General features: G+C 61.5%; 20 protein-coding genes. 14 read left to right on the top strand and 6 right to left on the bottom strand.

Annotation, left to right across the window (positions count from 1 at the left end):
- Nucleotides 1–7: 7 nt before the first annotated feature.
- From parE to AC1DIH_RS01645, 4 genes are all read left to right on the top strand, one after another.
- A complete protein-coding gene (gene parE, locus AC1DIH_RS01660; protein ID WP_477770346.1) occupies nucleotides 8–1,912 on the top strand; it encodes a DNA topoisomerase IV subunit B in 1,905 nt (634 codons plus the stop codon).
- Nucleotides 1,912–2,895, top strand: a complete 984-nt coding sequence (locus AC1DIH_RS01655; protein WP_477770345.1) for an esterase-like activity of phytase family protein — start codon at nucleotides 1,912–1,914, stop codon at nucleotides 2,893–2,895. Before parE ends, AC1DIH_RS01655 begins: the two co-directional genes overlap by 1 nt.
- Before the next feature lie 78 nt (nucleotides 2,896–2,973).
- Nucleotides 2,974–5,238 (top strand): DNA topoisomerase IV subunit A, encoded by a 2,265-nt coding sequence (gene parC, locus AC1DIH_RS01650; RefSeq protein ID WP_477770344.1) that lies wholly within the window; start codon nucleotides 2,974–2,976, stop codon nucleotides 5,236–5,238.
- Between the two features lie 177 nt (nucleotides 5,239–5,415).
- On the top strand, nucleotides 5,416–6,123 hold the full coding sequence (locus AC1DIH_RS01645) for a PqiC family protein (RefSeq protein ID WP_054595336.1): 708 nt from the start codon (nucleotides 5,416–5,418) through the stop codon (nucleotides 6,121–6,123).
- Between the two features lie 233 nt (nucleotides 6,124–6,356).
- Here AC1DIH_RS01645 and AC1DIH_RS01640 read toward each other — a convergent pair whose 3' ends face one another.
- Nucleotides 6,357–7,898 (bottom strand): AhpA/YtjB family protein, encoded by a 1,542-nt coding sequence (locus AC1DIH_RS01640; RefSeq protein WP_477770343.1) that lies wholly within the window; start codon nucleotides 7,896–7,898, stop codon nucleotides 6,357–6,359.
- A 134-nt stretch (nucleotides 7,899–8,032) separates the two neighbouring features.
- Between AC1DIH_RS01640 and serB the strand changes: the two genes are divergently transcribed.
- On the top strand, nucleotides 8,033–9,247 hold the full coding sequence (serB, locus tag AC1DIH_RS01635) for a phosphoserine phosphatase SerB (RefSeq protein WP_019691491.1): 1,215 nt from the start codon (nucleotides 8,033–8,035) through the stop codon (nucleotides 9,245–9,247).
- Between the two features lie 145 nt (nucleotides 9,248–9,392).
- Here the strand turns inward: serB and asd are convergent, their stop codons facing one another.
- Genes asd through AC1DIH_RS01620 form a run of 3 tightly spaced genes read right to left on the bottom strand, consistent with a single transcriptional unit; the run spans nucleotide 9,393 to nucleotide 12,670 of the window.
- Entirely contained in the window at nucleotides 9,393–10,253 is an 861-nt protein-coding gene (gene asd / locus AC1DIH_RS01630) for an archaetidylserine decarboxylase (protein WP_477770342.1), read from the bottom strand.
- An 18-nt stretch (nucleotides 10,254–10,271) separates the two neighbouring features.
- Nucleotides 10,272–11,087, bottom strand: coding sequence for a rhodanese-like domain-containing protein (locus AC1DIH_RS01625; RefSeq protein WP_477770341.1), 816 nt, complete (start codon nucleotides 11,085–11,087; stop codon nucleotides 10,272–10,274).
- 44 nt (nucleotides 11,088–11,131) lie between these two features.
- Nucleotides 11,132–12,670, bottom strand: coding sequence for an HDOD domain-containing protein (locus tag AC1DIH_RS01620; RefSeq protein WP_477770340.1), 1,539 nt, complete (start codon nucleotides 12,668–12,670; stop codon nucleotides 11,132–11,134).
- A 166-nt stretch (nucleotides 12,671–12,836) separates the two neighbouring features.
- Between AC1DIH_RS01620 and motA the strand changes: the two genes are divergently transcribed.
- Together motA and motB are read left to right on the top strand one after the other, a co-directional pair.
- On the top strand, nucleotides 12,837–13,688 hold the full coding sequence (gene motA, locus AC1DIH_RS01615) for a flagellar motor stator protein MotA (protein ID WP_477770339.1): 852 nt from the start codon (nucleotides 12,837–12,839) through the stop codon (nucleotides 13,686–13,688).
- Between the two features lie 3 nt (nucleotides 13,689–13,691).
- On the top strand, nucleotides 13,692–14,735 hold the full coding sequence (gene motB / locus AC1DIH_RS01610) for a flagellar motor protein MotB (RefSeq protein WP_477770338.1): 1,044 nt from the start codon (nucleotides 13,692–13,694) through the stop codon (nucleotides 14,733–14,735).
- A 101-nt stretch (nucleotides 14,736–14,836) separates the two neighbouring features.
- Here motB and rsgA read toward each other — a convergent pair whose 3' ends face one another.
- Nucleotides 14,837–15,868, bottom strand: coding sequence for a small ribosomal subunit biogenesis GTPase RsgA (gene rsgA / locus AC1DIH_RS01605; protein ID WP_427534275.1), 1,032 nt, complete (start codon nucleotides 15,866–15,868; stop codon nucleotides 14,837–14,839).
- Between the two features lie 107 nt (nucleotides 15,869–15,975).
- Between rsgA and orn the strand changes: the two genes are divergently transcribed.
- Together orn and AC1DIH_RS01595 are read left to right on the top strand one after the other, a co-directional pair.
- Complete coding sequence (gene orn / locus AC1DIH_RS01600) at nucleotides 15,976–16,518, top strand: oligoribonuclease (RefSeq protein WP_477770337.1); 543 nt, start codon at nucleotides 15,976–15,978, stop codon at nucleotides 16,516–16,518.
- 198 nt (nucleotides 16,519–16,716) lie between these two features.
- On the top strand, nucleotides 16,717–17,328 hold the full coding sequence (locus AC1DIH_RS01595) for a trimeric intracellular cation channel family protein (protein ID WP_477770336.1): 612 nt from the start codon (nucleotides 16,717–16,719) through the stop codon (nucleotides 17,326–17,328).
- 38 nt (nucleotides 17,329–17,366) lie between these two features.
- On the opposite strand, the gene queG is transcribed toward AC1DIH_RS01595, so the two are convergent.
- Nucleotides 17,367–18,440 carry a tRNA epoxyqueuosine(34) reductase QueG gene (queG, locus tag AC1DIH_RS01590; RefSeq protein WP_477770335.1) on the bottom strand — a complete coding sequence of 358 codons (1,074 nt, stop codon included), beginning with the start codon at nucleotides 18,438–18,440 and terminating at the stop codon, nucleotides 17,367–17,369.
- Between the two features lie 63 nt (nucleotides 18,441–18,503).
- Here queG and AC1DIH_RS01585 point away from each other — a divergent pair, with 63 nt between their 5' ends.
- Genes AC1DIH_RS01585 through miaA form a run of 5 tightly spaced genes read left to right on the top strand, consistent with a single transcriptional unit; the run spans nucleotide 18,504 to nucleotide 24,776 of the window.
- Nucleotides 18,504–20,003 carry an NAD(P)H-hydrate dehydratase gene (locus tag AC1DIH_RS01585; RefSeq protein WP_477770334.1) on the top strand — a complete coding sequence of 500 codons (1,500 nt, stop codon included), beginning with the start codon at nucleotides 18,504–18,506 and terminating at the stop codon, nucleotides 20,001–20,003.
- Nucleotides 19,991–20,461, top strand: a complete 471-nt coding sequence (gene tsaE / locus AC1DIH_RS01580; RefSeq protein ID WP_477770333.1) for a tRNA (adenosine(37)-N6)-threonylcarbamoyltransferase complex ATPase subunit type 1 TsaE — start codon at nucleotides 19,991–19,993, stop codon at nucleotides 20,459–20,461. The genes AC1DIH_RS01585 and tsaE overlap by 13 nt, the downstream gene beginning before the upstream one ends.
- Complete coding sequence (locus tag AC1DIH_RS01575) at nucleotides 20,462–21,898, top strand: N-acetylmuramoyl-L-alanine amidase (RefSeq protein ID WP_477770332.1); 1,437 nt, start codon at nucleotides 20,462–20,464, stop codon at nucleotides 21,896–21,898.
- Nucleotides 21,899–21,906: 8 nt separating this feature from the next.
- The gene (mutL, locus tag AC1DIH_RS01570) at nucleotides 21,907–23,805 is read left to right on the top strand and encodes a DNA mismatch repair endonuclease MutL (RefSeq protein ID WP_477770520.1); all 1,899 of its coding nucleotides are present in this window, start codon (nucleotides 21,907–21,909) and stop codon (nucleotides 23,803–23,805) included.
- On the top strand, nucleotides 23,805–24,776 hold the full coding sequence (gene miaA / locus AC1DIH_RS01565; protein WP_477770331.1) for a tRNA (adenosine(37)-N6)-dimethylallyltransferase MiaA: 972 nt from the start codon (nucleotides 23,805–23,807) through the stop codon (nucleotides 24,774–24,776). The genes mutL and miaA overlap by 1 nt, the downstream gene beginning before the upstream one ends.
- The last annotated feature ends 80 nt before the right edge of the window (nucleotides 24,777–24,856 follow it).

Raw genomic sequence — 24,856 nt, 5'->3', positions numbered from 1 at the left:
AGACCCCATGGCCACTCCCAGCGCTAGCTCTTATAACGCAGACGCCATCGAAGTCCTCTCGGGCCTCGACCCGGTGCGCAAACGCCCCGGCATGTACACCGACACCAGTCGGCCGAACCACCTTGCCCAGGAAGTCATCGACAACAGTGTCGACGAAGCCTTGGCCGGGCATGCGACATCGGTGCAGGTCATTCTCCACGCCGACCACTCCCTGGAAGTCAGCGATGACGGCCGTGGCATGCCGGTGGACATTCACCCTGAAGAGGGCGTCTCGGGCGTCGAGCTGATCCTCACCAAGCTGCACGCCGGCGGCAAGTTCTCGAACAAGAACTACCAGTTCTCCGGCGGTTTGCACGGGGTGGGTATTTCGGTGGTCAACGCCCTGTCGACTCAGGTCCGGGTGCGCGTCAAACGCGATGGCAACGAGTACCAGATGACCTTCGCCGATGGCTACAAAGCCACCGACCTGGAAGTGGTCGGCACCGTTGGCAAGCGCAACACCGGGACCAGCGTGTACTTCGCGCCGGACCCGAAATACTTCGATTCACCGAAATTCTCCATCAGCCGTCTCAAGCACGTACTCAAGGCCAAGGCCGTGTTGTGCCCGGGGCTGCTGGTCAGCTTTGAAGACAAGGCCACCGGCGAAAAAGTCGAATGGCATTACGAAGACGGTCTGCGTTCCTATCTGGTAGACGCAGTCAGCGAATTCGAGCGTCTGCCCGACGAGCCTTTCTGCGGCAGCCTGGCCGGTAATAAAGAGGCGGTCGACTGGGCGCTGCTGTGGCTGCCTGAAGGTGGCGACAGCGTCCAGGAAAGCTACGTCAACCTGATCCCGACGGCCCAGGGCGGTACTCACGTCAACGGTCTGCGTCAGGGCTTGCTCGACGCCATGCGTGAGTTCTGCGAGTTCCGCAACCTGCTGCCGCGTGGCGTGAAGCTGGCACCGGAAGACGTCTGGGAGCGCATTGCCTTCGTCCTGTCGATGAAAATGCAGGAGCCACAATTCTCCGGCCAGACCAAAGAGCGCCTGTCGTCCCGCGAGGCGGCAGCGTTTGTTTCCGGTGTGGTCAAGGACGCCTTCAGCCTGTGGCTCAACGCGAATCCCGAGTTGGGCCTGCAACTGGCTGAACTGGCAATCAACAACGCTGGCCGCCGCTTGAAGGCCAGCAAAAAGGTCGAGCGTAAACGCATCACCCAAGGACCGGCCTTGCCGGGCAAGCTCGCCGATTGCGCCGGGCAGGACCCGATGCGTTCCGAGCTGTTCCTAGTGGAAGGTGATTCCGCCGGCGGTTCGGCCAAGCAAGCGCGGGACAAAGAGTTCCAGGCGATCCTGCCGCTGCGCGGGAAAATTCTGAACACCTGGGAAGTCGATGGCAGCGAAGTGCTGGCCAGCCAGGAAGTGCACAATATTGCCGTGGCCATCGGCGTTGATCCGGGCGCTGCGGACATGAGCCAGCTGCGTTACGGCAAGATCTGCATCCTCGCCGACGCCGACTCCGACGGCCTGCACATCGCGACCTTGCTGTGTGCCTTGTTCGTCCAGCATTTCCGTCCGCTGGTGGACGCCGGTCACGTCTACGTGGCGATGCCGCCGCTGTACCGTATCGACCTCGGCAAAGAGATTTACTACGCCCTCGATGAAGCCGAGCGCGATGGCATTCTCGATCGCCTGGTGGCCGAAAAGAAACGCGGCAAGCCGCAGGTCACCCGATTCAAAGGTCTGGGTGAAATGAACCCGCCGCAACTGCGTGAAACCACCATGGACCCGAACACTCGACGCCTGGTGCAGTTGACGCTGGATGATTTTGACGCCACCTCGGAAATGATGGACATGCTGCTGGCGAAAAAACGCGCTGGCGACCGCAAGTCCTGGCTGGAGTCCAAAGGTAATCTGGCCGAGGTTCTGGGCTGATGCGGAGCGGTTTCGCCCTCGCATTGCTGCTGTTGGCGTCCGCCGTTGCGGCGGAGCCTGCGCCTGAACTGACACTGGTTGCCGAGCACGCCGTGGACGGCATGCGCGGCGGTAACCTGTCGGGGCTGGCGCAATGCGGCAAGGATCTGTGGGCGGTTTCCGATCGTGATGATGATCAGATCTACCGGCTCGATAGCAGCGAGCGTGTCTGGCAGGCCGAAACCGTGCGCATCAATGTGCCGCCGGTGCCTGACAGCGGGTTGCCTTGGGGGCTGAAGTCGCGCACCTGGGCGGCATCGTTCGTGCGCGGTGGAAACCTGGACTTCGAGGGGATCACCTGCGACAAGGCCGGTAACCGCTACATCGTCAGCGAAGCCCATGCGGCGGTGCTGCAAGTGCCGGTACAGGGGCCAGTCGCGTGGCTGAAAATTTCACCGATCATGGTTCGCGAGGCGCGAGCCAGCGGCATGTTGCTGCATTTCAACGCGCTGTTCGAAGGGCTGGCGATCAGTCCGCAAGGTGATCAGCTATGGCTGGCGGCCGAGCGCGAGCGGCGTGGTTTGTTGCTGGTCAAGCGCCAGCAGACCGTCTGGGACTGTGACGGCAACTGTGTGCTGTTGAGCGAAGCTGGCAAGGAAATGCAGCCCGCGCAATTTCCCAACGCCAAGCCGGTATCCAAGGATTTTGCGGATCTGGCACTGTTCAACGGCAAGCTCTTCACCCTGGAGCGCAACGCTTTTCAAATCTGTCGTCGCGATGCGCTGAGCGCCAAGGTCGAGCGCTGCTGGTCATTTGCAGCTGAAGCCTTGCAGGAACATCGACGTTATTCACAGCCCTACGGTCTGGCCGAAGCACTGGTGGTCGATGCCGATGGCGCCTGGATCGGCATCGACAACAACAACGGTGTCCGTGCGGATGGCGAGGCCCGGCCGATTGTCTGGCGCTTTGCAGCGCCGCAAGGTGGCTGGAGCGCGAAGCTGTGAGCATCCTGAAAACACTTGAATTTACCCAGCGCAGTGGCACCTTGTTGCTGCGCCAGACAACGAACTGATGAGGCCCGCATGAGCGACTCCCTGGATCTCAGCCTGGACGGCGTTGAACGCCGCTCACTGGYCGACTTCACCGAAAATGCCTACCTCAACTACTCCATGTACGTGATCATGGACCGTGCTTTGCCGCACATCGGCGACGGCTTGAAACCTGTGCAGCGGCGTATCATCTACGCCATGAGCGAGTTGGGGCTGGACGCTGACTCCAAGCACAAGAAATCCGCGCGTACGGTCGGTGACGTGCTCGGCAAGTTCCACCCGCACGGTGACTCGGCGTGCTACGAAGCCATGGTGTTGATGGCCCAGCCGTTCAGCTACCGCTACACGCTGGTGGACGGGCAGGGTAACTGGGGTGCGCCGGACGATCCGAAATCCTTCGCCGCCATGCGTTACACCGAGGCGCGCCTGTCGCGTTATTCCGAAGTGCTGCTCAGCGAACTGGGCCAGGGCACGGCGGATTGGGGGCCGAACTTCGACGGCACCCTCGACGAGCCGCTGGTATTGCCGGCACGTTTGCCGAACATCCTGCTCAACGGCACCACCGGCATCGCCGTGGGTATGGCCACCGACGTTCCGCCGCACAACCTGCGGGAAGTCGCCACGGCTTGCGTGCGTTTGCTCGATGAACCGAAAGCCACGGTCGAGCAGCTCTGTGAGCACATCCAGGGCCCGGATTATCCGACCGAAGCGGAAATCATCACGCCGCGCGCCGACCTGCTGAAAATCTACGAAACCGGTCGCGGTTCGGTGCGCATGCGCGCCGTGTACCACATCGAAGACGGCGACATTGTCGTCACCGCATTGCCGCACCAGGTCTCCGGCGCCAAAGTGCTGGAACAGATTGCCGCGATGATGCAGGCCAAGCCGTCCAAGGCGCCGCAAGTGGCGGACCTGCGCGATGAGTCGGACCACGAGAACCCATGCCGTATCGTGATCATTCCGGTCAACAGCCGGGTCGATCATGAGGCGTTGATGCAGCACCTGTTCGCCAGCACCGAGCTGGAATCAAGCTACCGGGTCAACATCAACATCATTGGCCTGGATGGCAAGCCGCAGCTGAAGAACCTGCGGGCGTTGCTGGTGGAATGGCTGGAGTTCCGGGTTCAGACCGTGCGCCGCCGCCTGCAATTCCGCCTGGACAAGGTCGAGCGTCGCCTGCACCTGTTGGACGGCTTGCTGATCGCGTACCTCAACCTGGATGAAGTGATCCACATCATCCGTACCGAGGAACACCCGAAAGCCAAGCTGATCGAGCGTTTTGCCCTGAGCGAGATCCAGGCCGACTACATTCTCGATACTCGCCTGCGTCAGTTGGCGCGACTCGAAGAAATGAAGCTGCGCGATGAGCAGGATGAACTGCTCAAGGAACAAGCCAAGCTGCAAGCCTTGCTGGGCAGCGAAGCCAAGCTGAAGAAGCTGGTGCGCAGCGAGCTGATCAAAGACGCCGAAACCTATGGCGACGACCGTCGCTCGCCGATTGTCGAGCGTGCCGAAGCCAAGGCGCTGACCGAGCACGATCTGCTGCCGAACGAAAAAGTCACCGTAGTGCTGTCCGAGAAAGGCTGGGTGCGCTCGGCCAAAGGCCACGACATCGACGCCACCGGGCTTTCGTACAAGGCCGGGGACGGCTTCAAGACCGCAGCGGCCGGTCGTTCCAACCAGTTTGCGGTGTTCATCGACTCCACCGGTCGCAGTTATTCGGTGCCGGCGCACACGCTGCCATCGGCCCGAGGCCAGGGTGAGCCGCTGACGGGGCGCCTGACGCCGCCGCCCGGCGCGACCTTCGAATGCGTGTTGATGCCTGAAGACGATGGGCTGTACGTCATCGCCTCGGACGCCGGTTACGGTTTCGTGGTCAAGGGGGAAGACCTGCAAGCCAAGAACAAGGCCGGCAAGGCGCTGTTGAGCCTGCCGAACAACGCCAAGGTGATCCTGCCGCGTCCGGTCGCTGACCGTGAGCAGAACTGGTTGGCCTCGGTCACCACCGAAGGTCGCCTGCTGATTTTCAAAATCAGCGACCTGCCACAGCTGGGCAAGGGCAAAGGCAACAAGATCATCGGTATCTCCGGCGAACGTGTGGCCAGTCGCGAGGAATATGTCACCGATATCGCGGTATTGCCGGAAGGCGCGACCCTGGTCCTGCAGGCCGGCAAACGCACGCTGTCGCTCAAAGCCGACGACCTCGAACACTACAAAGGTGAGCGCGGACGCCGTGGCAACAAGCTGCCACGGGGCTTTCAGCGCGTTGATGCATTATTGGTAGAAGCTCTCAATTAAGCGGCCCAGGGCGCTCGATCTGCGATTTAACCCGTAGATCGATACTTTCGCGCTGGAGTCGGAGGCCATATTCACGGATGATATGGCCTTTCAAACGTGGGCGTGGTCCTGCGTTCTTCATATTGATTGAGTATTTTTCACTGTGACCGGCTCGTTCGCCGTCACTTGGATGGGATGATGACTGTTCTGCGCCTTCCTCTACTTTTGTTGCTCGCTGGCGTATTTGGCCTGGCGGGTTGCAGCGTTCACCAGCCGGTGTCGCTGTATCAGCTGGACAGCGGAAGTCCGGCTCAGCCTGCGCAAAGCGCGGGCATGGCGGTTTTGTTGGGCCCGGTATCGATCGCCGATTACCTGCAACGTGAAACCCTGCTGCAGCGCCAGCCTGATGGCAGCCTGCAGGCGTCCACCGACGGTCGTTGGGCGGGCAGCCTGTCTTCGGACATCAACCAGCTTCTGTTGCGCCAGGTGGCCGGCCATCTGGACAGCCAGCGCGTAGTGCTGGCACCGGCGACCTTGGGTTTCACCCCGGATGTACAGGTTTTGCTGTCGATCACTCGCCTGGATTCGGGTGAGTCGCAACCGGCGATCCTCGATGCCCAGTGGCGTTTGATCGACCGTCGTGGCCAGGTGCGTGACAACCGCATCATTCATCTGCAAGAGCCACACGCCAGTGGTACGGCGGCTCAGGTGCAGGCCCAGGGCATATTGCTGCAACGTTTGGCCGAACAGCTGTCGGTCGCGCTCAAGCCGCTGGCCAATCAGCCACCGGTTGTCGAAGCACCGCGTAAACCTGCGTCCAAACCAGCGGCGCCGGCAGAACCGGAGAAACCGAAGATCCCGATGGCTTCACCGATTCGCACGGACATGGAAGTGTTCAGGTTCTAAGGTGAATGCCGTACAGACAAAGCCCGCGTTGATGCGGGCTTTGTTGTTTCTGCAGGTTGGGAAACTCTAGCGCTGCTCCCGGCCTCATCGCGAGCAGGCTCGCTCCCACATTTGATCTAGGACGCTCCCAAATCCACTGTGGGAGCGAGCCTGCTCGCGATGAGGTCGGAACAGGCGACAAAAAAGCCCGCAGACAATCACTCGTCTGCGGGCTTTTTGGTTCACGGCCGGGTTCAGCTCTTGGCGCGTGTCTCATGCATGCGCGCCAGTTGCCGCTCCAGCATCGACGGGTAAGGCTCCATCAACCGTTCGACGCAGCAAGCGCCTTCCGGGCTGGCGATTGGGCGGATCCGCGCACGTTGGCGGATCAGCCCATCGTCGCTGATCTTGCGTTCCACCAGCAGCAGGTTTCGGCTGTGTTGGGACAAGGCGAGAGCGTCCTGAGCCGTTTCGGTCAGCAGCAGATCAATCTGGCTGAGGCCGAAGAGCCCGTCGCCCAAGGTCAGGCCCAGCTGCAGTTGCAGGGTGATGCCGCTGTCGGCGACTTCGATCTGCAACTGGTGGCCGAGCGCACGCAGCAACTCACCGCAGCAAATGGCGTTGGTCAGGTAGTCGTCACCGCTGTCTTCACTGTGGAACAACATCAGCGTGCTGCCATCGTTCAGGGTGTGCAGTTCGCTTTCATACAGCGAAGCCGCCTGGTCCAGGCAGTCGCGATAACGCTCCAGCAGTTCGGTCAGGCGTGCGCGCGGCAAGCGGCGCAGTTGCTCCTGAGCACCCAGCTGCACCGCCAATACCGCGCTGTGCTGCGGTTGCGCCGGGGCAGCAGGCTTGGTGAGTTGCGGCTTGGCAGCGGGCGTGACGGCAGCGGTGTCGCGAAGGTCGGCAAACGGATCATCTTCGTCCAGTTCGTCTTCTTCAGCGCTGACCACGTGCCGTGCTGCCGGTTTCAGGCCGGCCACCGGAGCGCTTTCATCGAAGCTCGGGTCGCGCAGATTGCGCACTTCGAAGGTCGGCTCGGCCTCTTCAGTGTCTTCGAAATCGTCGAACTCAGGTTCTGGCTCGGGTTCAGGCTCGACCTTTTCAGGTGCATAACTGCTGTGGAGCTGACGGGCCAGGTCCCCGATTTCGTCCTGGCGCTGAATCGCCGGGGTGTGTTCGTCAATGTCACGCAGCCACACCCGCAATTGCAGCAGCGGGGTGGAGATGTGCCGACCCAGGCGCAAGCTCAGGGCCAGGGACAACGCCAGCAGGATCGCGCTGAGAATGCCCATGCTTTGCAGGCTGATGGTCATTGGCTGCTGGAACTGCGCCATGTCCAGGCTGATCCGCAGTTGACCGGCCGTCACGTCCTGAAAGGTGATCTTGCTCTCGTACATGCCTTCGGCTTCGCCCAGCAAGCCATGCTTGGGACGCTGTCCGGCCTCGGCGAGAATCCGGTTGTCCACGCTATAAATAGCCGCGTGAGCCACCAACGGGTTCTTGGTCAGGTTGTTCAGCAACACGTTGAGGCTGAGGATGTCGTTGGACACCAACAGCTCGGTTGCCGACATCGCTGTCTGGGTGGTCAGGCTCTGGCCGAGGGCATCCGCTTGCTCGTGCATGGCCTGTTTGAACTGCAGACCCATCACGCAGGCGTAGATCACCAGGGCCAATGCGACCAGGATCACGTTATGGCTGGCAATGCGCAATGCAATCGGTACACGGCGATGGCGCAGTGCCCGGAAGATCAGCAGAAAGAAGTTATCGGTTTTGACTGGCGTAGGCCGGTTCACTGAGCTCGGCTCTTTTGTCCGTGAAGTTGAGGCGCAGTATAGCGACAGGCCCCAGACCGGCAAAGCGCTCGCTGTGCCCGATGGTCACTGAAAGTGGGTAGAATGCGGTTTTTTTCCACTTGCGGGGGTGCGCCTTGCGCGAAATCGTCCTGATAAACATCACGGGAGTCGACCGTCCGGGTCTGACTGCGGCCATTACCGGTGTACTGGCCCAGGGTGGTGTGAACATTCTCGACATCGGTCAGGCGGTGATCCACGACACGTTGTCGTTCGGCATCCTGGTTGAAATTCCCGACACCGAACAGGGTTCGTCGGTGCTCAAGGACATCCTGTTCAAGGCCTACGAGCTGGGGCAACAGGTGCGTTTCACGCCGGTCTCCGAAGAGGATTACCAGCAGTGGGTCGGCGCCCAAGGCAAGAAACGCCACATTGTGACCTTGCTGACCCGCAAAGTGACGGCCGAGCAGTTGCAACGCGTGAGCTCGATCACTGCGAAATACGGGCTGAACATCGATCACATCGACCGTCTGTCCGGACGTATGCCGCTGGACACTCCGGCCGACAAGGGCAAGGGCTGCATTGAGTTTTCCGTGCGTGGCGAAGCGGCTGATCCGCAGGCCCTGCGTGCCGAGTTCCTCAGCGTGGCCCAGGAGCTGAACGTCGATATCGCCTTCCAGGAAGATTCGCTGTTCCGGCGCAACCGGCGTCTGGCGGTGTTCGACATGGACTCGACACTGATCGAAGCCGAAGTCATCGACGAGCTGGCCAAGGCGGCCGGGGTGGGCGAGAAGGTGTCGGAAATTACCGAGCGGGCGATGGCCGGCGAACTGGATTTCCGCGCCAGCTTCAAGGAGCGCCTGGCCTTGCTCAAAGGGCTGGACGTCAGCGTGCTGGACTCGATCGGGGCTTCCCTGCGCCTGACCGAAGGCGCTGAAACCTTGTTCGCCGAACTCAAGCGCCTGGGCTACAAGACGGCCATTTTGTCGGGCGGCTTCACCTACTTCGCCAAACAGCTGCAAGCCAAGCTGGGCATCGACTACGTGTTCGCCAATGAACTGGAAGTGGTCGACGGCAAAGTGACCGGTGTGGCTGTCGAGCCGATCGTCGATGCACAGCGCAAAGCCGATTTGCTGCGTGAGCTGGCGCACAAGGAAGGCTTGCGTCTGGAGCAGACCATTGCCGTCGGCGACGGTGCCAACGATTTGCCGATGCTGGCGATTGCGGGTCTGGGGGTGGCGTTCCGTGCCAAGCCGCTGGTCAAGCAGTCGGCCAAGCAGGCGATTTCGACCCTGGGTCTGGATGGCGTGCTGTATCTGCTGGGCTTCAGAGACCGCGACGGTCAGCTGTAACACCACGCAGTTTGTGTGGGAGCGCAGGCCTTTGTGGGAGCGAGCTTGCTCGCGATAGCATCACCTCGGCTTATCAGATAGACCGAGGTGCCTGTATCGCGAGCAAGCTCGCTCCCACATTTCCCACATTGGATCTGCGTGCAGATCAGGCGTTCGGCAAGCCCATGCCTTGGCCCATTTGCACTGGCGAACCAGCCGCCAGCTCTTCAGCCCACTTCACTTGATTCGGGCCAAACAGCACAACTGCCGTCGAACCCAGTTTGAAGCGACCCAGCTCGGCACCTTTTTCCAGGTGAATCGGCGCGCGGGCAGCTTCGTCGTAGCGGAAGGTTTTCAGTTCGCGCTTGGGTGGCGTTACCAGCCCGGCCCAGACGGTTTCGATCGAAGCGACAATCATCGCACCGACCAATACCACGGCCATTGGCCCGCGCTCGGTGTCGAAGATGCACGCGACGCGTTCGTTACGGGCGAACAGCTCCGGAACGTTTTCCGCGGTGGTCTGGTTGACCGAGAAAATCCGGCCCGGGATGTAGACCATTTCGCGCAGGGTGCCGGCCAGCGGCATGTGGACGCGATGGTAGTCTTTGGGCGACAGGTAAATAGTGGCGAAATCACCGCCCATGAACGGCGCAGCGTTTGCCRCATCACCGCCAAGCAATTCCAGCACGCTGAAACTGTGGCCCTTGGCCTGGAACACCCGGCCGTGCTCGATCGGGCCAAGCTGGCTGACGGCACCGTCGGCCGGGCTGAGGATTGCGCCTGGAGTCTGGTCCAGTGGGCGTGCGCCGTCTTTCAACGCGCGGGTGAAGAATGCGTTGAAGTGTTCGTAAGCGGTCAGGTCCTCGACCAGTGCTTGCGACATGTCCACCTGATAACGCTTGGCGAACCAGGCGGTGAAGGCGTTCTTGAACCAGCGCACGCGGCATTCGGCAATGCAGCCGGCCAGACGCGACAGCAGGTGATGAGGCAGCAGGTACTGGCTGAGGATAAACAAACGCTTATTCATAACTTTCCTTAGAAAACCTTAAATCTCTACGGGCGTGTCGGGGTGATTGCCCCATTCGCCCCAGGAGCCGGCGTAGCCTTTGACCCGCGGATAACCGAGTGCCTTGGCCACCAGATAGGTGAAGCCAGAGCGATGGTGGGTCTGGCAGTGGGTAATCACTTCTTTGTCTTTGCTGATCCCGAGCTGTTCGAGGATCTGCGGCATATCGGTGCGGATGCGCAGGTTGCGCGTCTTGTCCATGCCCGCGGTCCATTCGAAATTGACTGCACCGGGAATGTGTCCGCCTTTGGCCGCGAGGACTTTCTCGCCGGAGTACTCCAGCGGTCCGCGTGCATCCCAGATCGCCAGGTCGGCGGCGCCGAGACGGCTTTGCAGGTATTCGCGGGTGGCCGTGGGTTCGTCGTGCAAGGTCAGTGCAACCGGGCCGCCGACAGATGCTGGAACCGCGGTCGACACCGGCAAGCCTTCCGCCAGCCAGGCCAGCAGACCACCGTCCACATAGTGGTAGTTACTGTGGCCGATGACATCCAGCAACCAGATGAAGCGTCCGGCCCAACCGCCGCCTTCATCGTCGTAGACCACGTAGACCGCGTCCGGGTTATGCCCCAGTTCGCCGAACAGGGCTTCAAGCGCCGCCTGTGACGGCAGCAGGCCCGGAGCCGGCGGATGACCCAGTTGAGTCCGTTTGGGGTCGACGAAGCGCGCGCCGGGAATGTGGCCTTCGGCGTAGCGGGCGCTGCTGGTCAGGTCGACCAGAATCAGTTCGCGAGCATCAAGACGGGCGAGCAGGTCGCTCGGCTCGATCACCAGCGACAAGCCAGAGAAGTCAGACATGTGAGGTCTCCAGAGCACAAAGGGGGAGGATTGTAGCGCAGGAACTACTGGCCGCGGTTGGTAAAGCTGTGCAGGGCCTTTTCGATGCACTGTGCGGTTTTGCCGAAGGCTTGCACGGTGATTTCCGAAAAGGGACCGCCGCCCTGGTCCGCCACGACCAGCATGATCACCCGGCCATTGTTGACCAGTGAGCGCAGCAGCAGGTGCTCGCCGCCGAACAATGAACGCAGGCTGGCGGGTAGCAAGGCTGAAAATTGTGCGGTGTTGGCTGGTGTCAGGCGTACCTGAGCCTGTTGCGAGAGCAGGCGTTGCAGCACGCTGCTCTGGCTGACCACACAGTTCAGCGTTGCAGCCTCTTTAGGCAGGCCGTGAATCTGATGTACGCGCAACTGGCTGTGGGTGCGATCAGCCATCAGAATCATCACCCGGCGCATGCCGCAGGCAACCAGTGCATCCCGCGCAGAGGTGGTCAGGTGCATGGCGTTGGTAAAGCGGCTTGGCTCCGCCAGCAGTTCTGCGCATTGCTTGCGCCACTTTGTCAGGTCTTCGGCGGTGGGGGCGGGCGCCGGAAGCTGGCCGCGATGAAGGCGCCGCTCGTCCCATGGCCAGAGCAATGCCCCGGCGGGATGCCAGAGGTCGGGCATGGCATGGTTGCGCGCGCTGAGTGCGGCTTGCTGGTGCAGTTGCTGCTGGACCTCGTCCATCGGCATTTGCAGGTAGAGGCTGGTCAGAAACTGCCAGCGCAGGCAGTGAGGGCTGCTCCAGGCTTGCTGCGCCGATAACGCCAGACCGTTGGCCATCAATACTGTGTTGGCCGGTTGATTGAGCCAGCGGCGCAGGATCGGGTCGTCATCAAGACGGTTTTGCTGGCGCAACGGGTGCTCGGCGTCGCGGGCGATATGCACGACTTTCGCCAGTTCGCGTTGTTCATTGAGCAGCAATCGATAGCCTTGTCCTACCCAGATTGGCAGGCGCCAGACTTCCACCAGTGCCTGGCCGAGTTCCAGCAGGCGGACACCGAACAATTCTTTTTCGACCTTGCTTGCTGGCTCGCGCTTGTGCAGGACCCGCAGCTCCCAGTCTTCCAGCAGCTGCGGGAAGGTCAGGGCCAGTGGCCAGAACGGCGAGAGGAACAGCAGGCTACCCCAGTGGATATCCTGCCAGAGCCGCGCCAGGCGACTGGCAAAAAAGCCGTTGGCCTGTTGGGTCGCGTGCAGGCTGATCAATTGAAGTTGGCGCAGGGCCGGCGGGATTTCGTTCTCGGGCAGGGCGGGCAGGCGCGCGAGCAGTTCTTCGGTGCGCTTGAGACCGAGGCGATTGATCGCCACTTCCAGGTTCTCGCTGGGCTCGCTCATGCTGCCGTGGGTGTGGCGATTGGCTTCGCGGATGACGCTGAGGGCCAGGGCCGGGCTGCCTTGCATTAATTCGGCAATATCGCGCAACGAGCTGCGATTGTCGGCGATAGCCTTGCAGACGCGGTCATGGCTGGTTCGCGGCACGGGCAAGGTTGCGCCATCGAGCAGCTTGACCCAGCCTTCGAGTGTGGTCGGTCTAGCAGTTGGAACGGTCGTTTCATTAGCCATGGTTGGGCGCGATCATCGTCTGCATTAAACACGCCCGGAGCGGGCCAAATTAGCTTTTCGCCTTAACTGGCTATAGTCTGGCGCAGTTTTGCCGATAAGTAGAAGAAGAGATTTTTTAACTTCCGAATATGACCTTGAACCCGACTTAAGTAAGTACCTTCTACCTATGGCTAAAATTATCGGCATCATCGTCGTATTCGCGAGCGTGCTCGGCGGATACGTGCTCTCCCACGGCAAGATTGCCGCCCTGATCCAGCCTTTCGAGGTGATGATCATCGGCGGTGCGGCGCTGGGTGCGTTCCTGCAGGCCAACCCCGGCCACATGACGAAACATGTGCTCAAGAAATCCTTGGGCATGTTCAGTTCGCGCTTCAATCACACCTTCTACCTGGAGGTGCTGGGCCTGATCTACGAGATCCTCAACAAGAGCCGTCGCGAAGGCATGATGGCCATTGAAGGCGATATCGAAGACGCTGCTGCCAGCCCGATTTTCGCCAAATACCCGGCGGTTCTCAAAGACGACCGCATGACCGCGTTCATCTGCGATTACTTGCGCATCATGTCGTCCGGCAACATGGCGCCGCATGAGCTTGAGGGCCTGTTCGACATGGAGCTGTTCAGCCTCAAGGAAGACCTCGAACACCCGTCGCATGCGGTCAACGGTATCGCGGATGCCATGCCCGGCTTCGGTATCGTCGCGGCGGTACTGGGTATCGTGGTGACCATGGCCTCGCTGGGTGAGGGCGATCAGAAGTCCATCGGTCTGCACGTCGGTGCCGCACTGGTCGGTACCTTCTTCGGTATTCTCGCGGCCTACGGTTTCTTCGGTCCGTTGGCGCACTCCCTGGCTCACGATGCCAAGGAAGAGCTGAACATCTACGAAGCCATCAAGGCCTCGTTGGTGGCTTCGGCTTCCGGCATGCCGCCATCGCTGGCGGTGGAGTTCGGGCGCAAGGTTCTGTACCCGGCACACCGTCCGAGCTTCGCTGACCTGGAACAAGCGGTGCGCGGTCGTTAAGTCATGGAGAATAATCAGCCGATAATCATCAAGCGCGTCAAGCGCTACGCTGGCGGGCATCACGGGGGCGCGTGGAAAATCGCCTTCGCTGACTTCGCGACAGCGATGATGGCGTTCTTCCTGGTGCTGTGGCTGTTATCTACCGCCACACCGGAACAGAAGATCGCCATTGCCGGTTACTTCAAGGACCCGATCGGCTTCTCTGAAAGCGGTACGCCGTTCATTATCGACCTGGGCGGCACGCCGGTGCTGGCGCCGGACAAGACCCTCAATCCCGAGGTCAAGTCCCAGCCGCAACCGGACAAGGTCACCGTCGATACCGAACAGGTCGAAAAAATGGCCGAGGAAGTCGAGAAGGAACGCCTTGAACTGTTGCTCCAAGAATTGCAGAACAAGGTCGAAGAGAACCCGCAGTTGCAGAAGTTCAAGGACCAGATTCTTTTCGACATCACTCCAGATGGCTTGCGCATCCAGATCATCGATTCCGAAAATCGGCCGATGTTCGACTCGGGCAGCGCTCGCTTGAAGCCGTACTTCGAAGACATTTTGCTGGCCATGGCCGACACCATCAAAGCGGTGCCGAACAAGATCAGCATCGGCGGTCACACCGACGCCAAGCCTTATGCAGGCACCGGCGATTTCGGCAACTGGGAGCTGTCGGCCAACCGTGCCAACGCGGCTCGCCGTGCGCTGGTCGCGGGTAGCTATCCGGATCAGCAAGTGGCGCGGGTGGTGGGCTACGCTTCGTCGGCATTGTTCGATCGCAAGAACCCTTTCAACCCGGTCAACCGCCGCATCGACATCATCGTGCTGACCAAGAAGGCCCAGCGTGCCATCGAGGGTGAACAAGGCGCGGAACCGGCACCAACACCGACACCGGGGCAGGGCGCTCCGGGTGAAGTGCCTGCCGTCCCTGCCGATCCGAATGCCTTGCCGGCGGACAAGGAACCGCTGCCGGCGCATGAGCTTCGGGAGCGCTTGAACCTGTTCGACGCTCCGGCACCGAAAGCCGGCGACCCGGCCAAACCGGCCGGGCCACCCAAGTAGTGATCCAATAAAAAGCCGCGACGATCGCGGCTTTTTATTGTCTGTCGGTGCGCCAGTGAGCGGTCAGCAGCCTTCAGTGTCGGGGCTGCTGAGCGCTCTGGTTAATAACTGGTTTCAGGCAAGCTGGCGATGATCGAGCGGTAGCTGTTCATGCGCTGCTGTTGCACGCGGCCTTCTTCCAGTGCCTTGAGCAGGGCGCAACCGGGTTCGCGGTCGTGCTTGCAGTCGCGGAAGCGACAGGTGCCGATCAGGTCGTTGAACTCGATGAAACCGGCTTCGACGTCGGCACGGCTGACGTGGCCCAGGCCGAATTCCCGAATACCCGGGGAGTCGATCAGCTCACCGCCGCCGGGGAAGTGGAACAACCGCGCGGTGGTGGTGGTGTGAGTGCCCTGGCCGGACAGCTCGGACAACGGGCCGACACGGGTTTCGACTTCCGGCAGCAGGCTGTTGACCAGCGAGGACTTGCCGACGCCGGACTGACCAACGAACACACTGATGTGCCCGTCCAGTTGCTTCTGCAACTGCTCCATGCCGTTGCCGTGGTGTGCCGAGACTTCCAGCACCGGGTAACCCAGCGTGCGGTAGACCGCCAGCAAGGCATTCAGCGCCGGGGCATTCTGCTCGTCGATCAGGTCGAACTTGTTGAGCAGCAGCAGCGGGCGAATGCCGGCGTGTTCGGCGGCGACCAGGTAACGGTCGATCAGGTTGGCGTGAGGCTCGGGCAGCGGGGCGAAGACAATCACGATCATGTCGACATTGGCCGCTACCGGCTTGAGCTGACCACGGCTGTCGGGACGGCACAGTTCGGTTTTACGCGGCAATTGCGCGACGATCACGCCGATGCCCTGGTTGCCGGCGCGCCAGACCACCTGGTCGCCGGTCACCAGCGCAGGCAGGTTGGCCCGCAAATGGCAGCGGAACACCTGGCCGGCGAGTTCGCCGTCGCGGGCTTCGACCTCGACCTGAACGCCGAAGTGAGCGATCACCAGGCCCGTCTGCTCGGGGCCAAGGTCGCCGCCCTCGAGCGCTTCGACGGCGGAGGATTCGCGTTTGGCGGCGCGGGCAGCGCGCTCGCCTTGAATCTTTTCGATGCGCCAGTTTTGACGACGATTGAGTTGGCGTTTGGCCATGGGTGTTCCGTGTGGATAATGCAGCGATTAGGTAAAACGGCCGCGAGTTTAGCACGCCCCGAGAGTCCTCTAGGCTAAACTGCATGCCTACGCCGAGGAGCTGACACATGCAAAACCCGCAGAACCTGATTTGGATCGATCTGGAAATGACCGGTCTGAACCCTGACACCGACGTCATCATCGAGATGGCCACCATTGTCACCGACAGCAATCTCAACACCCTGGCCGAGGGCCCGGTGATCGCCATTCACCACAGCGACGAGATCCTGGCGGGCATGGACGAGTGGAATACCCGTCAACACGGTGGTTCCGGCCTGACCCAGCGGGTGAGCGACAGCCGCATCAGTATGGCCGAAGCAGAAGCCCAGACCATCGCCTTCCTGGAAAAGTGGGTGCCGAAGGGCACATCGCCGATCTGCGGCAACAGCATCTGCCAGGACCGGCGCTTCCTTTATACGCACATGAAGGCGCTGGAAAGCTACTTCCACTACCGCAACCTCGACGTCTCGACCTTGAAGGAGCTGGCCGCACGCTGGGCTCCGGAAGTGCGCGACAGCTTCAAGAAGGGCAGCACGCACCTGGCGCTGGACGACATCCGCGAATCGATCGCCGAGCTGCAGCACTACCGTCAGCATTTCATCAAGTTCTGATCCTGCGGCGCCAGTTCCGGCTCCATCGCGAGCAGGCTCGCTCCCACACTGGATTGCGTTGTTCCTGTGGGAGCGAGCCTGCTCGCGATGGTGTCCGCCCAGCCGCTGGGGATGGAGCGGAGGTAGATTCTACTGCGCCCTCTTTTGGTGCCCCGGCGATCTGAGTAGACTGCGCGCCTTCCCGTAAGGACCGCCGCCATGTTGTTGATGCTCTACCTGATTGCCATTACCGCTGAAGCCATGACTGGCGCGTTGTCTGCCGGTCGGCGTGGCATGGACTGGTTTGGTGTGGTGCTGATCGCCTGCGTGACGGCGCTGGGCGGTGGTTCGGTGCGTGACGTGCTGCTCGGGCACTACCCGCTGACCTGGGTCAAACACCCGGAATACCTGGTGTTGACCTCGGCTGCGGCAATGCTCACGGTCTTTACCGCACGCTGGATGCGCCATCTGCGTTCGCTGTTCCTGGTGCTCGACGCCGTGGGGTTGGTGGCGTTTACCCTGATCGGCTGCATGACCGCGCTGGAAATGGGTCACGGCATGCTGGTGGCGTCGGTCAGCGGAGTGATCACCGGGGTGTTCGGCGGTATCTTGCGCGACATCTTCTGCAACGACATCCCGCTGATCTTCCGGCGCGAGCTCTATGCCAGCGTCTCGTTCGCTGCCGCGTGGTGCTACATGTTCTGCCTTTACCTGCAATTACCTGGCGAACAGGCGATCTTGATCACCTTGTTTGGCGGCTTCCTGTTGCGCCTGCTGGCGATTCGTTTCCACTGGGACATGCCCAAGTTCGTCTACAACGACGAGCAATAAACCCGGTTGTAGCGATGATCACCCGTAGCGCCTTGGTTCTATTGTTTGGCGCGATGTTCGTGTTGTTTCAACGCCCACGCCACATGCTCGCGCACCAGCTCTGACGGATAGTCCGCCCGCGCTTTCAGGGCTTCCAGCACTGGAATCGTTGAAGGCGCATTGCCAAGTCCGACGGCCAGGTTACGCAGCCAGCGCTCATAACCGGCGCGGCGCAGCGGCGAGCCTTCGGTGCTGCTCAGGAATTTCTCTTCATCCCACATGAACAATTCCGCCAGCTCGGCGTTGTCGAGGTTGTGCCGCGGTTTGAAGTCGCTTTCGCCGGACGGACGGGCGAAGCGGTTCCACGGGCAGACGATCTGGCAGTCATCACAACCGAACACCCGATTGCCGATCAGCGACCGCAAGTCTTCGGGGATCGCCGTTTTCAGTTCGATGGTCAGGTACGAAATGCAGCGGCGGGCGTCCAGCACATAGGGGCCGACAAAGGCCTTGGTCGGGCAGATGTCCAGGCACGCCGTGCAGCGCCCGCAGTGTTCGGTGCTGTGAGGCGGGTCTACCGGCAGCGGCAGGTCGACGAACAGTTCGCTCAAAAAGAAGTAACTGCCGGCCTTGCGGTTCAGCACCAGGGTGTTTTTGCCGATCCAGCCGAGGCCGGCTTGTTCGGCGATGGCTTTTTCCAGCACCGGGGCGCTGTCGACGAAAGCCCTGTAGCCGAAGGGGCCGATGACCTGCTGGATCTTCTCGGCCAATTGCTGCACGCGCTTGCGGATCAGCTTGTGATAGTCGCGGCCCAGGGCATAGCGCGAGACGTAGGCTTTTTCCGGTTGGCCCAGGCGCTTGGCCATTTCCGTGTCGCCCGGCAGGTAGTCCATGCGCAGTGAAACCACCCGCAACGTGCCCGGCACCAGCTCTTCCGGGTGCGAGCGTTTGCTGCCGTGGGCACCCATGTAGTCCATCTCGCCGTGGTAGCCGGCTTCGAGCCAGCGTTCCAGGTGTTGTTCATGCTCAGCCAGGTCCAGACCACTGATGCCGACTTGTTGAAAGCCCAGCTCGCGGCCCCAGTCCTTGATCGATTGGGCGAGAGCAGGAAGATCTGTGGTAATTGCAGGCATGAGACAGGGGAAACCGGAGCTGAGGTGCGTATAATTCTGCCAGACATCGGAGCCTGAAGACGCATGCCGCAGACAAAACACCATTTACCCGACGCGCTGTACAGCGCCGCACAGGTCCGGGCACTCGACGCGCGGCTGATTGCGGCCGGGACAACCGGCTTTGAATTGATGCATCGGGCTGCTCGTGCCACATGGCGGGCGATGGTCCGGCACTGGCCGACGGCCACTGAGCTCAGCGTGTTGGCGGGTCACGGTAATAACGCCGGGGACGGTTATCTGGTGGCGGTGTTGGCGTTGCGAGCCGGTTGGCAGGTGCGAGTGCTGGCGGTGGTTGAACCGTCGCGCTTGCAGGGCGATGCCGCGCTGGCGTATGCCGAAGCGCTGGCCGCCGGGGTTGTCGTCGAGGCCTGGTCACCTGCCATCGAGCTGCGTGGGGTGGTGCTGGATGCGCTGCTGGGCACCGGTCTGAGCGGTGAGGTGCGTGAACCTTATGTCGCCGCGATCGAGGCGATCAATGCCTGTGGCCTGCCCGTTGCGGCGGTGGATATCCCGTCCGGTCTGTGCGCCGATACCGGGCGAGTCCTCGGGGTTGCGGTTCAGGCCGACCTCACCGTGACGTACATCGGCCTCAAGCTTGGGCTGTTCACCGGCGATGCGGCGGATCAGGTGGGGGAGTTGCAGTTCAACGATCTGCAAGCCGACCCGCAGATCGTTGCTGAAAGCACCGTCAGTGCTTATCGCCTGAATCCAGACAACCTGCCGCGCCTGGCAACTCGGGCACCGAGCGCTCACAAAGGCCGATTCGGTCACGTCCTGCTGATCGGTGGCGATCGGGGTTTCGGCGGCGCCATTCTCTTGAGCGCCCAAAGTGCCCTGCGCAGCGGCGCGGGCATGGTGTCTCTGGCGACCCGCAGTGAACATGTACCGGCCGCATTGGCGCGGGTGCCCGAAGTCATGGTGCTGGGCGTTCATTCGGCCAACCAACTGATGGACCCGCTCGGCCAGGCCAGTGTGCTGGTGGTCGGACCGGGTCTCGGCAAGGACGCATGGGGTCGCAGTTTGTTGTCGGCAGCGGCGAATACCCCGTTGCCGCAGGTGTGGGACGCCGATGCGCTGAATCTGCTGAGCCTGGGCGATGTGCGTCTGCCGAACGATTGTGTGATCACTCCGCATCCGGGGGAGGCGGCGCGGTTATTGGGGATTTCCACGGCCGAGGTTCAAGCTGATCGCCCTGCCGCGGCCCATGCATTGAGCAAAAAATACACAACCACCGTCATTCTCAAAGGGGCCGGCAGCCTGATTGCCAGTCCTGATGGTCGTTTGGCGCTGTGTCATCAAGGCCACCCGGCCATGGCTGCCGCGGGTCTGGGGGATGTGCTGGCCGGACTGGTCGGCGCCTTGCTGGCCCAAGGCCTGAGCGCGTTCGATGCGGCGTGCCTGGCGGTCTGGCTGCACGCCAACGCTGGCGAACGTGAAGGTAAATATGGCCGTGGGCTGGCGGCCAGTGATCTGATTCCCGCCATTCGTCAGTTGCTGGAGGAGCAAGCACCGTGTCTGAAGTAACCCTGTATCTGGCCAATGAAGACGCCATGGTCGCGTTGGGCAACCGTATCGCTCAAGTGACCAAAGGGCACGGCATCATCTTTCTGGACGGTGACCTTGGGGCGGGTAAAACCACCCTGTCGCGGGGCATTATTCGCGGTTTGGGGCATGTTGGCGCAGTAAAAAGTCCGACCTTTACCTTGGTTGAGCCCTACGAGATCGGCGACATTCGCGCCTTCCATTTTGACCTGTATCGACTGGTCGATCCGGAGGAGCTGGAGTTTCTTGGCATTCGTGACTACCTCGAAGACGATGCACTGTGTCTGATCKAGTGGCCCCAGAAGGGTGCAGGCTTTTTGCCAAAGCCCGACCTGACCATTACCATTAGCCCGCATGACAGCGGGCGTTCGCTGAATCTGTCGCCCCAGGGTTTGCGTGGCGAGTCTTGGTGTGCCGCTTTGGCATTGGAATTCAAATAAATGATGGGGTTAGGTATGCGCTTTCGCGCGTTGGTTGCTGTCGTAGGAATGCTGCTTACGGCACTGGCCGTCGACGCTGTGGCCGCGACAAAGGTCAACAGTGTTCGCTTGTGGCGGGCACCGGATAACACCCGACTGGTGTTTGACCTGTCCGGCCCGGTCCAGCACAGCGTCTTTACCCTGACGTCCCCGGATCGTCTGGTGATCGACATCAATGGCGCCGTCCTTGGCGCGCCGCTGAAGGTCTCTACCGCCAATACCCCGATTACCGACATGCGTTCGGCTCAGCGCACGCCGACCGACCTGCGGGTGGTCATCGACCTGAAAAAAGCTGTCACCCCGAAGAGCTTCGTGCTGGCGCCGAATGCGCAGTACGGTAATCGCCTGGTGGTCGACCTGTTCGACAACGCCACCGATGCCACGCCACCGCCTGCGCCGACCCCGGCTCCAACCGTTGCCACCGTGCCTGCGGTGCCGGTGGCTCCCGTTGAGCCGGCAATCAAGCTGCCGCCTGCACCGGCCGGCAAGCGCGACATCATCGTGGTCATCGATGCCGGTCACGGCGGCGAAGACCCGGGCGCTTCCGGTTCCCGTGGCCAGCACGAAAAAGACGTGGTGCTGGCCATCGCCCGCGAACTGCAGCGCCAGGTCAACGGCATGAAAGGCTTCCGGGCCGAGCTGACCCGTACCGGCGACTACTTCATTCCATTGCGTGGCCGTACCGAGATCGCCCGCAAGAAGGGCGCCGACCTGTTCGTCTCGATCCACGCCGACGCGGCACCCTCCGCTGCAGCGTTCGGCGCTTCGGTATTTGCCTTGTCCGAGCGCGGCGCAACGTCCGAGACCGCCCGTTGGCTGGCCGACAGCGAAAACCGTTCCGACCTGATCGGCGGTGCCGGCAACGTCAGCCTCGACGACAAGGACAAGATGCTTGCTGGCGTACTGCTCGACCTGTCGATGACCGCCTCGCTGACCTCCAGCCTGAACGTCGGCCAGAAGGTCTTGAGCAACATTGGCCGGGTCACCTCGTTGCACAAGCAGCGCGTCGAGCAGGCCGGATTCATGGTGCTGAAGTCGCCTGACATTCCGTCGATCCTGGTGGAAACCGGGTTTATCTCCAACGCCAACGAAGCCTCGAAACTGGCTGCGTCTGGTCACCAGCAAGCGCTGGCCCGTTCGATCAGCGCGGGTGTGCGCCAGTTCTTCCAGCAGAACCCGCCACCGGGCACCTACATCGCCTGGCTGCGTGATTCCGGCAAAATTGCCCAGGGGCCGCGTGACCACACGGTGCGTCCGGGTGAAACCCTGGCGATGATCGCGGTGCGTTATCAGGTTTCGCCGGCGACTCTGCGCAGCGCCAACGGCCTGCAATCCGACGAACTGAAAATCGGCCAGCACCTGAACATCCCGGGCACCGAATTGGCGGCCAAGGAATGAACGACGCCGTGAACACCGCAGCGCGTATCGAGCTGCTCAGCCCGCGACTGGCGAACCAGATTGCCGCCGGTGAGGTGGTCGAGCGCCCGGCTTCGGTGATCAAGGAGCTGCTGGAAAACAGCCTCGACTCCGGCGCCAAACGGATCGACGTCGATGTCGAGCAGGGCGGCGTCAAGCTGCTGCGGGTTCGCGACGATGGCAGCGGCATCTCCTCCGATGATTTGCCGCTGGCGCTGGCGCGACATGCCACCAGCAAGATTCGCAATCTCGAAGACCTCGAGCAGGTGATGAGCCTCGGGTTTCGGGGGGAGGCGCTCGCGTCGATCAGCTCCGTGGCGCGCCTGACCCTGACGTCCCGCACCCGAGGTGCCGATCAGGCCTGGCAGGTCGAGACCGAAGGCCGGGACATGGCGCCTCGCGTCCAGCCAGCGGCCCACCCGGTGGGGACTTCGGTTGAAGTGCGCGACCTGTTCTTCAACACCCCGGCGCGGCGCAAATTCCTCAAGACCGAAAAAACCGAATTCGATCACCTGCAAGAAGTGATCAAGCGTCTGGCGCTGGCGCGCTTCGACGTGGCGTTCCATCTGCGCCATAACGGCAAGACCATCCTCAGCCTGCACGAAGCCCATGACGACGCGGCTCGCGCCCGGCGTGTGGCGGCGATCTGCGGCGCGGGTTTCCTGGAGCAGGCGCTGCCCATCGAGATCGAGCGCAATGGCCTTCATCTGTGGGGCTGGGTCGGGTTGCCGACCTTTAACCGTAGCCAGGCGGACTTGCAGTATTTCTTTGTGAATGGCCGTGCGGTGCGCGACAAACTGGTGGCCCATGCGGTGCGCCAGGCCTATCGCGACGTGCTGTTCAACGGTCGGCATCCGACGTTCGTGCTGTTTTTCGAAGTCGATCCGGCGGGTGTCGACGTCAACGTGCACCCGACCAAACACGAAGTGCGCTTCCGTGACGGGCGCATGGTCCACGACTTCCTCTATGGCACCTTGCACCGCGCCTTGGGTGACGTGCGTCCGGAAGATCATTTGGCTGCACCTGTCGCGACGGCCGTGGTCAGGCCGACCGGCATCGAAGCCGGCGAGTTCGGCCCTCAGGGTGAAATGCGTCTGGCGGCCAATGCGTTGCTGGAGCAGCCGCAGGCTCAACCGACCTTTAATACGACGGCGGGCTCGGGTGCCGGCGCCGGTTATCAGTATCAATACACGCCGCGTCCGCAGTCGGGCGTGCCGGTGGCCGAAGCGCAGGCTGCCTATCGCGAGTTTTTTGCGCCATTGCCTGAGGCCAATGCCACGGCGCTGCCTGATGGTCAGGGTGACATCCCGCCGTTGGGGTATGCACTGGCACAACTCAAAGGCATCTATATCCTTTCGGAAAACGCCCAAGGGTTGGTGCTGGTGGACATGCACGCTGCGCATGAGCGGATCATGTATGAACGCCTGAAAGTCGCGATGGCCAGCGAAGGCCTGAGTGGCCAACCGCTGCTGGTGCCGGAGTCGATTGCCGTCAGCCAGCGTGAAGCCGATTGCGCCGAAGAGCACGTCAGCTGGTTCCAGCGCCTCGGTTTTGAACTGCAGCGTCTGGGCCCGGAAACCCTGGCGATCCGGCAGATTCCGGCGTTGCTCAAACAGGCCGAGGCCAATCGTCTGGTTCACGACGTGCTGGCGGACCTGATGGAATACGGCACCAGCGACCGGATTCAGGCACACCTGAACGAACTGCTCGGGACCATGGCCTGCCATGGCGCTGTTCGCGCCAACCGGCGCCTGGCCTTGCCGGAAATGAACGGTCTGCTGCGGGACATGGAAAACACCGAGCGCAGCGGTCAATGCAACCATGGCCGACCGACCTGGACCCAATTGGGCCTGGACGATCTGGACAAACTGTTCTTGCGCGGTCGTTGATGAGCCAGCTCCCTCCAGCGATATTCCTGATGGGCCCGACCGCTGCGGGCAAGACCGATCTGGCCATCGAGCTGACCAAGGTCCTGCCGTGCGAGCTGATCAGCGTCGATTCGGCGCTGGTTTACCGCGGCATGGACATCGGCACCGCCAAGCCTTCGAAGGCGTTATTGGCCGAGTTTCCTCATCGGTTGATCGACATTCTTGATCCGGTCGAGGCCTATTCGGCGGCTGATTTTCGCCGGGATGCCCTGCAGGCCATGGCCGAGATCACCGCGCGCGGCAATATTCCGCTGCTGGTCGGCGGCACAATGCTCTATTACAAGGCTTTGCTCGAAGGTCTGGCCGATATGCCGGCGGCCGATCCGCAGATCCGTGCTGAAATCGAGGAAGAGGCTGCACGCCTTGGCTGGCAAGCCCTGCACGATCAGTTGGCGGTGATTGATCCGGTGTCGGCGGCGCGAATTCACCCCAATGACCCGCAGCGACTCAGTCGGGCGCTGGAAGTTTATCGGGTCAGCGGCCAGAGCATGACCGAACACCGCGCGCGACAATCTGCGCAAAGTACTGAAGCAGGCGCTTCGGGTCGCCCACAATTGCCCTATACTGTCGCGAACTTGGCTATCGCTCCGGCGAATCGTCAGGTACTGCATGAGCGTATTAAACAAAGATTCACACAAATGTTGGAACAGGGATTCATTGACGAGGTCGTAGCCCTGCGTAAAAGAAGTGACCTGCATGCCGGGTTGCCGTCTATACGCGCTGTAGGTTACCGACAAGTCTGGGATTACCTGGATGGCAAGCTGACGTCAGCCGAGATGCAGGAACGTGGGATCATTGCCACGCGCCAATTGGCGAAGCGCCAGTTCACCTGGCTACGCAGTTGGGATGATTTACACTGGCTGGACAGCCTCGATTGCGACAATCTGCCACGCGCCTTGAAATACCTTGGAACGGTCTCCATATTGAGCTGAGTCCTTGCAATTGCCGTCTATCCTTGGGGGTGTGACGGCCTAAGCCATTTTTTTACCTATTTTTATTATTGAATCCTTAA

It is taken from the genome of Pseudomonas sp. 05N36, from assembly GCF_056397385.1.
The sequence above is the reverse complement of the archived record's forward strand: the minus strand, read 5'-3'. Positions and strand labels throughout refer to the sequence as shown.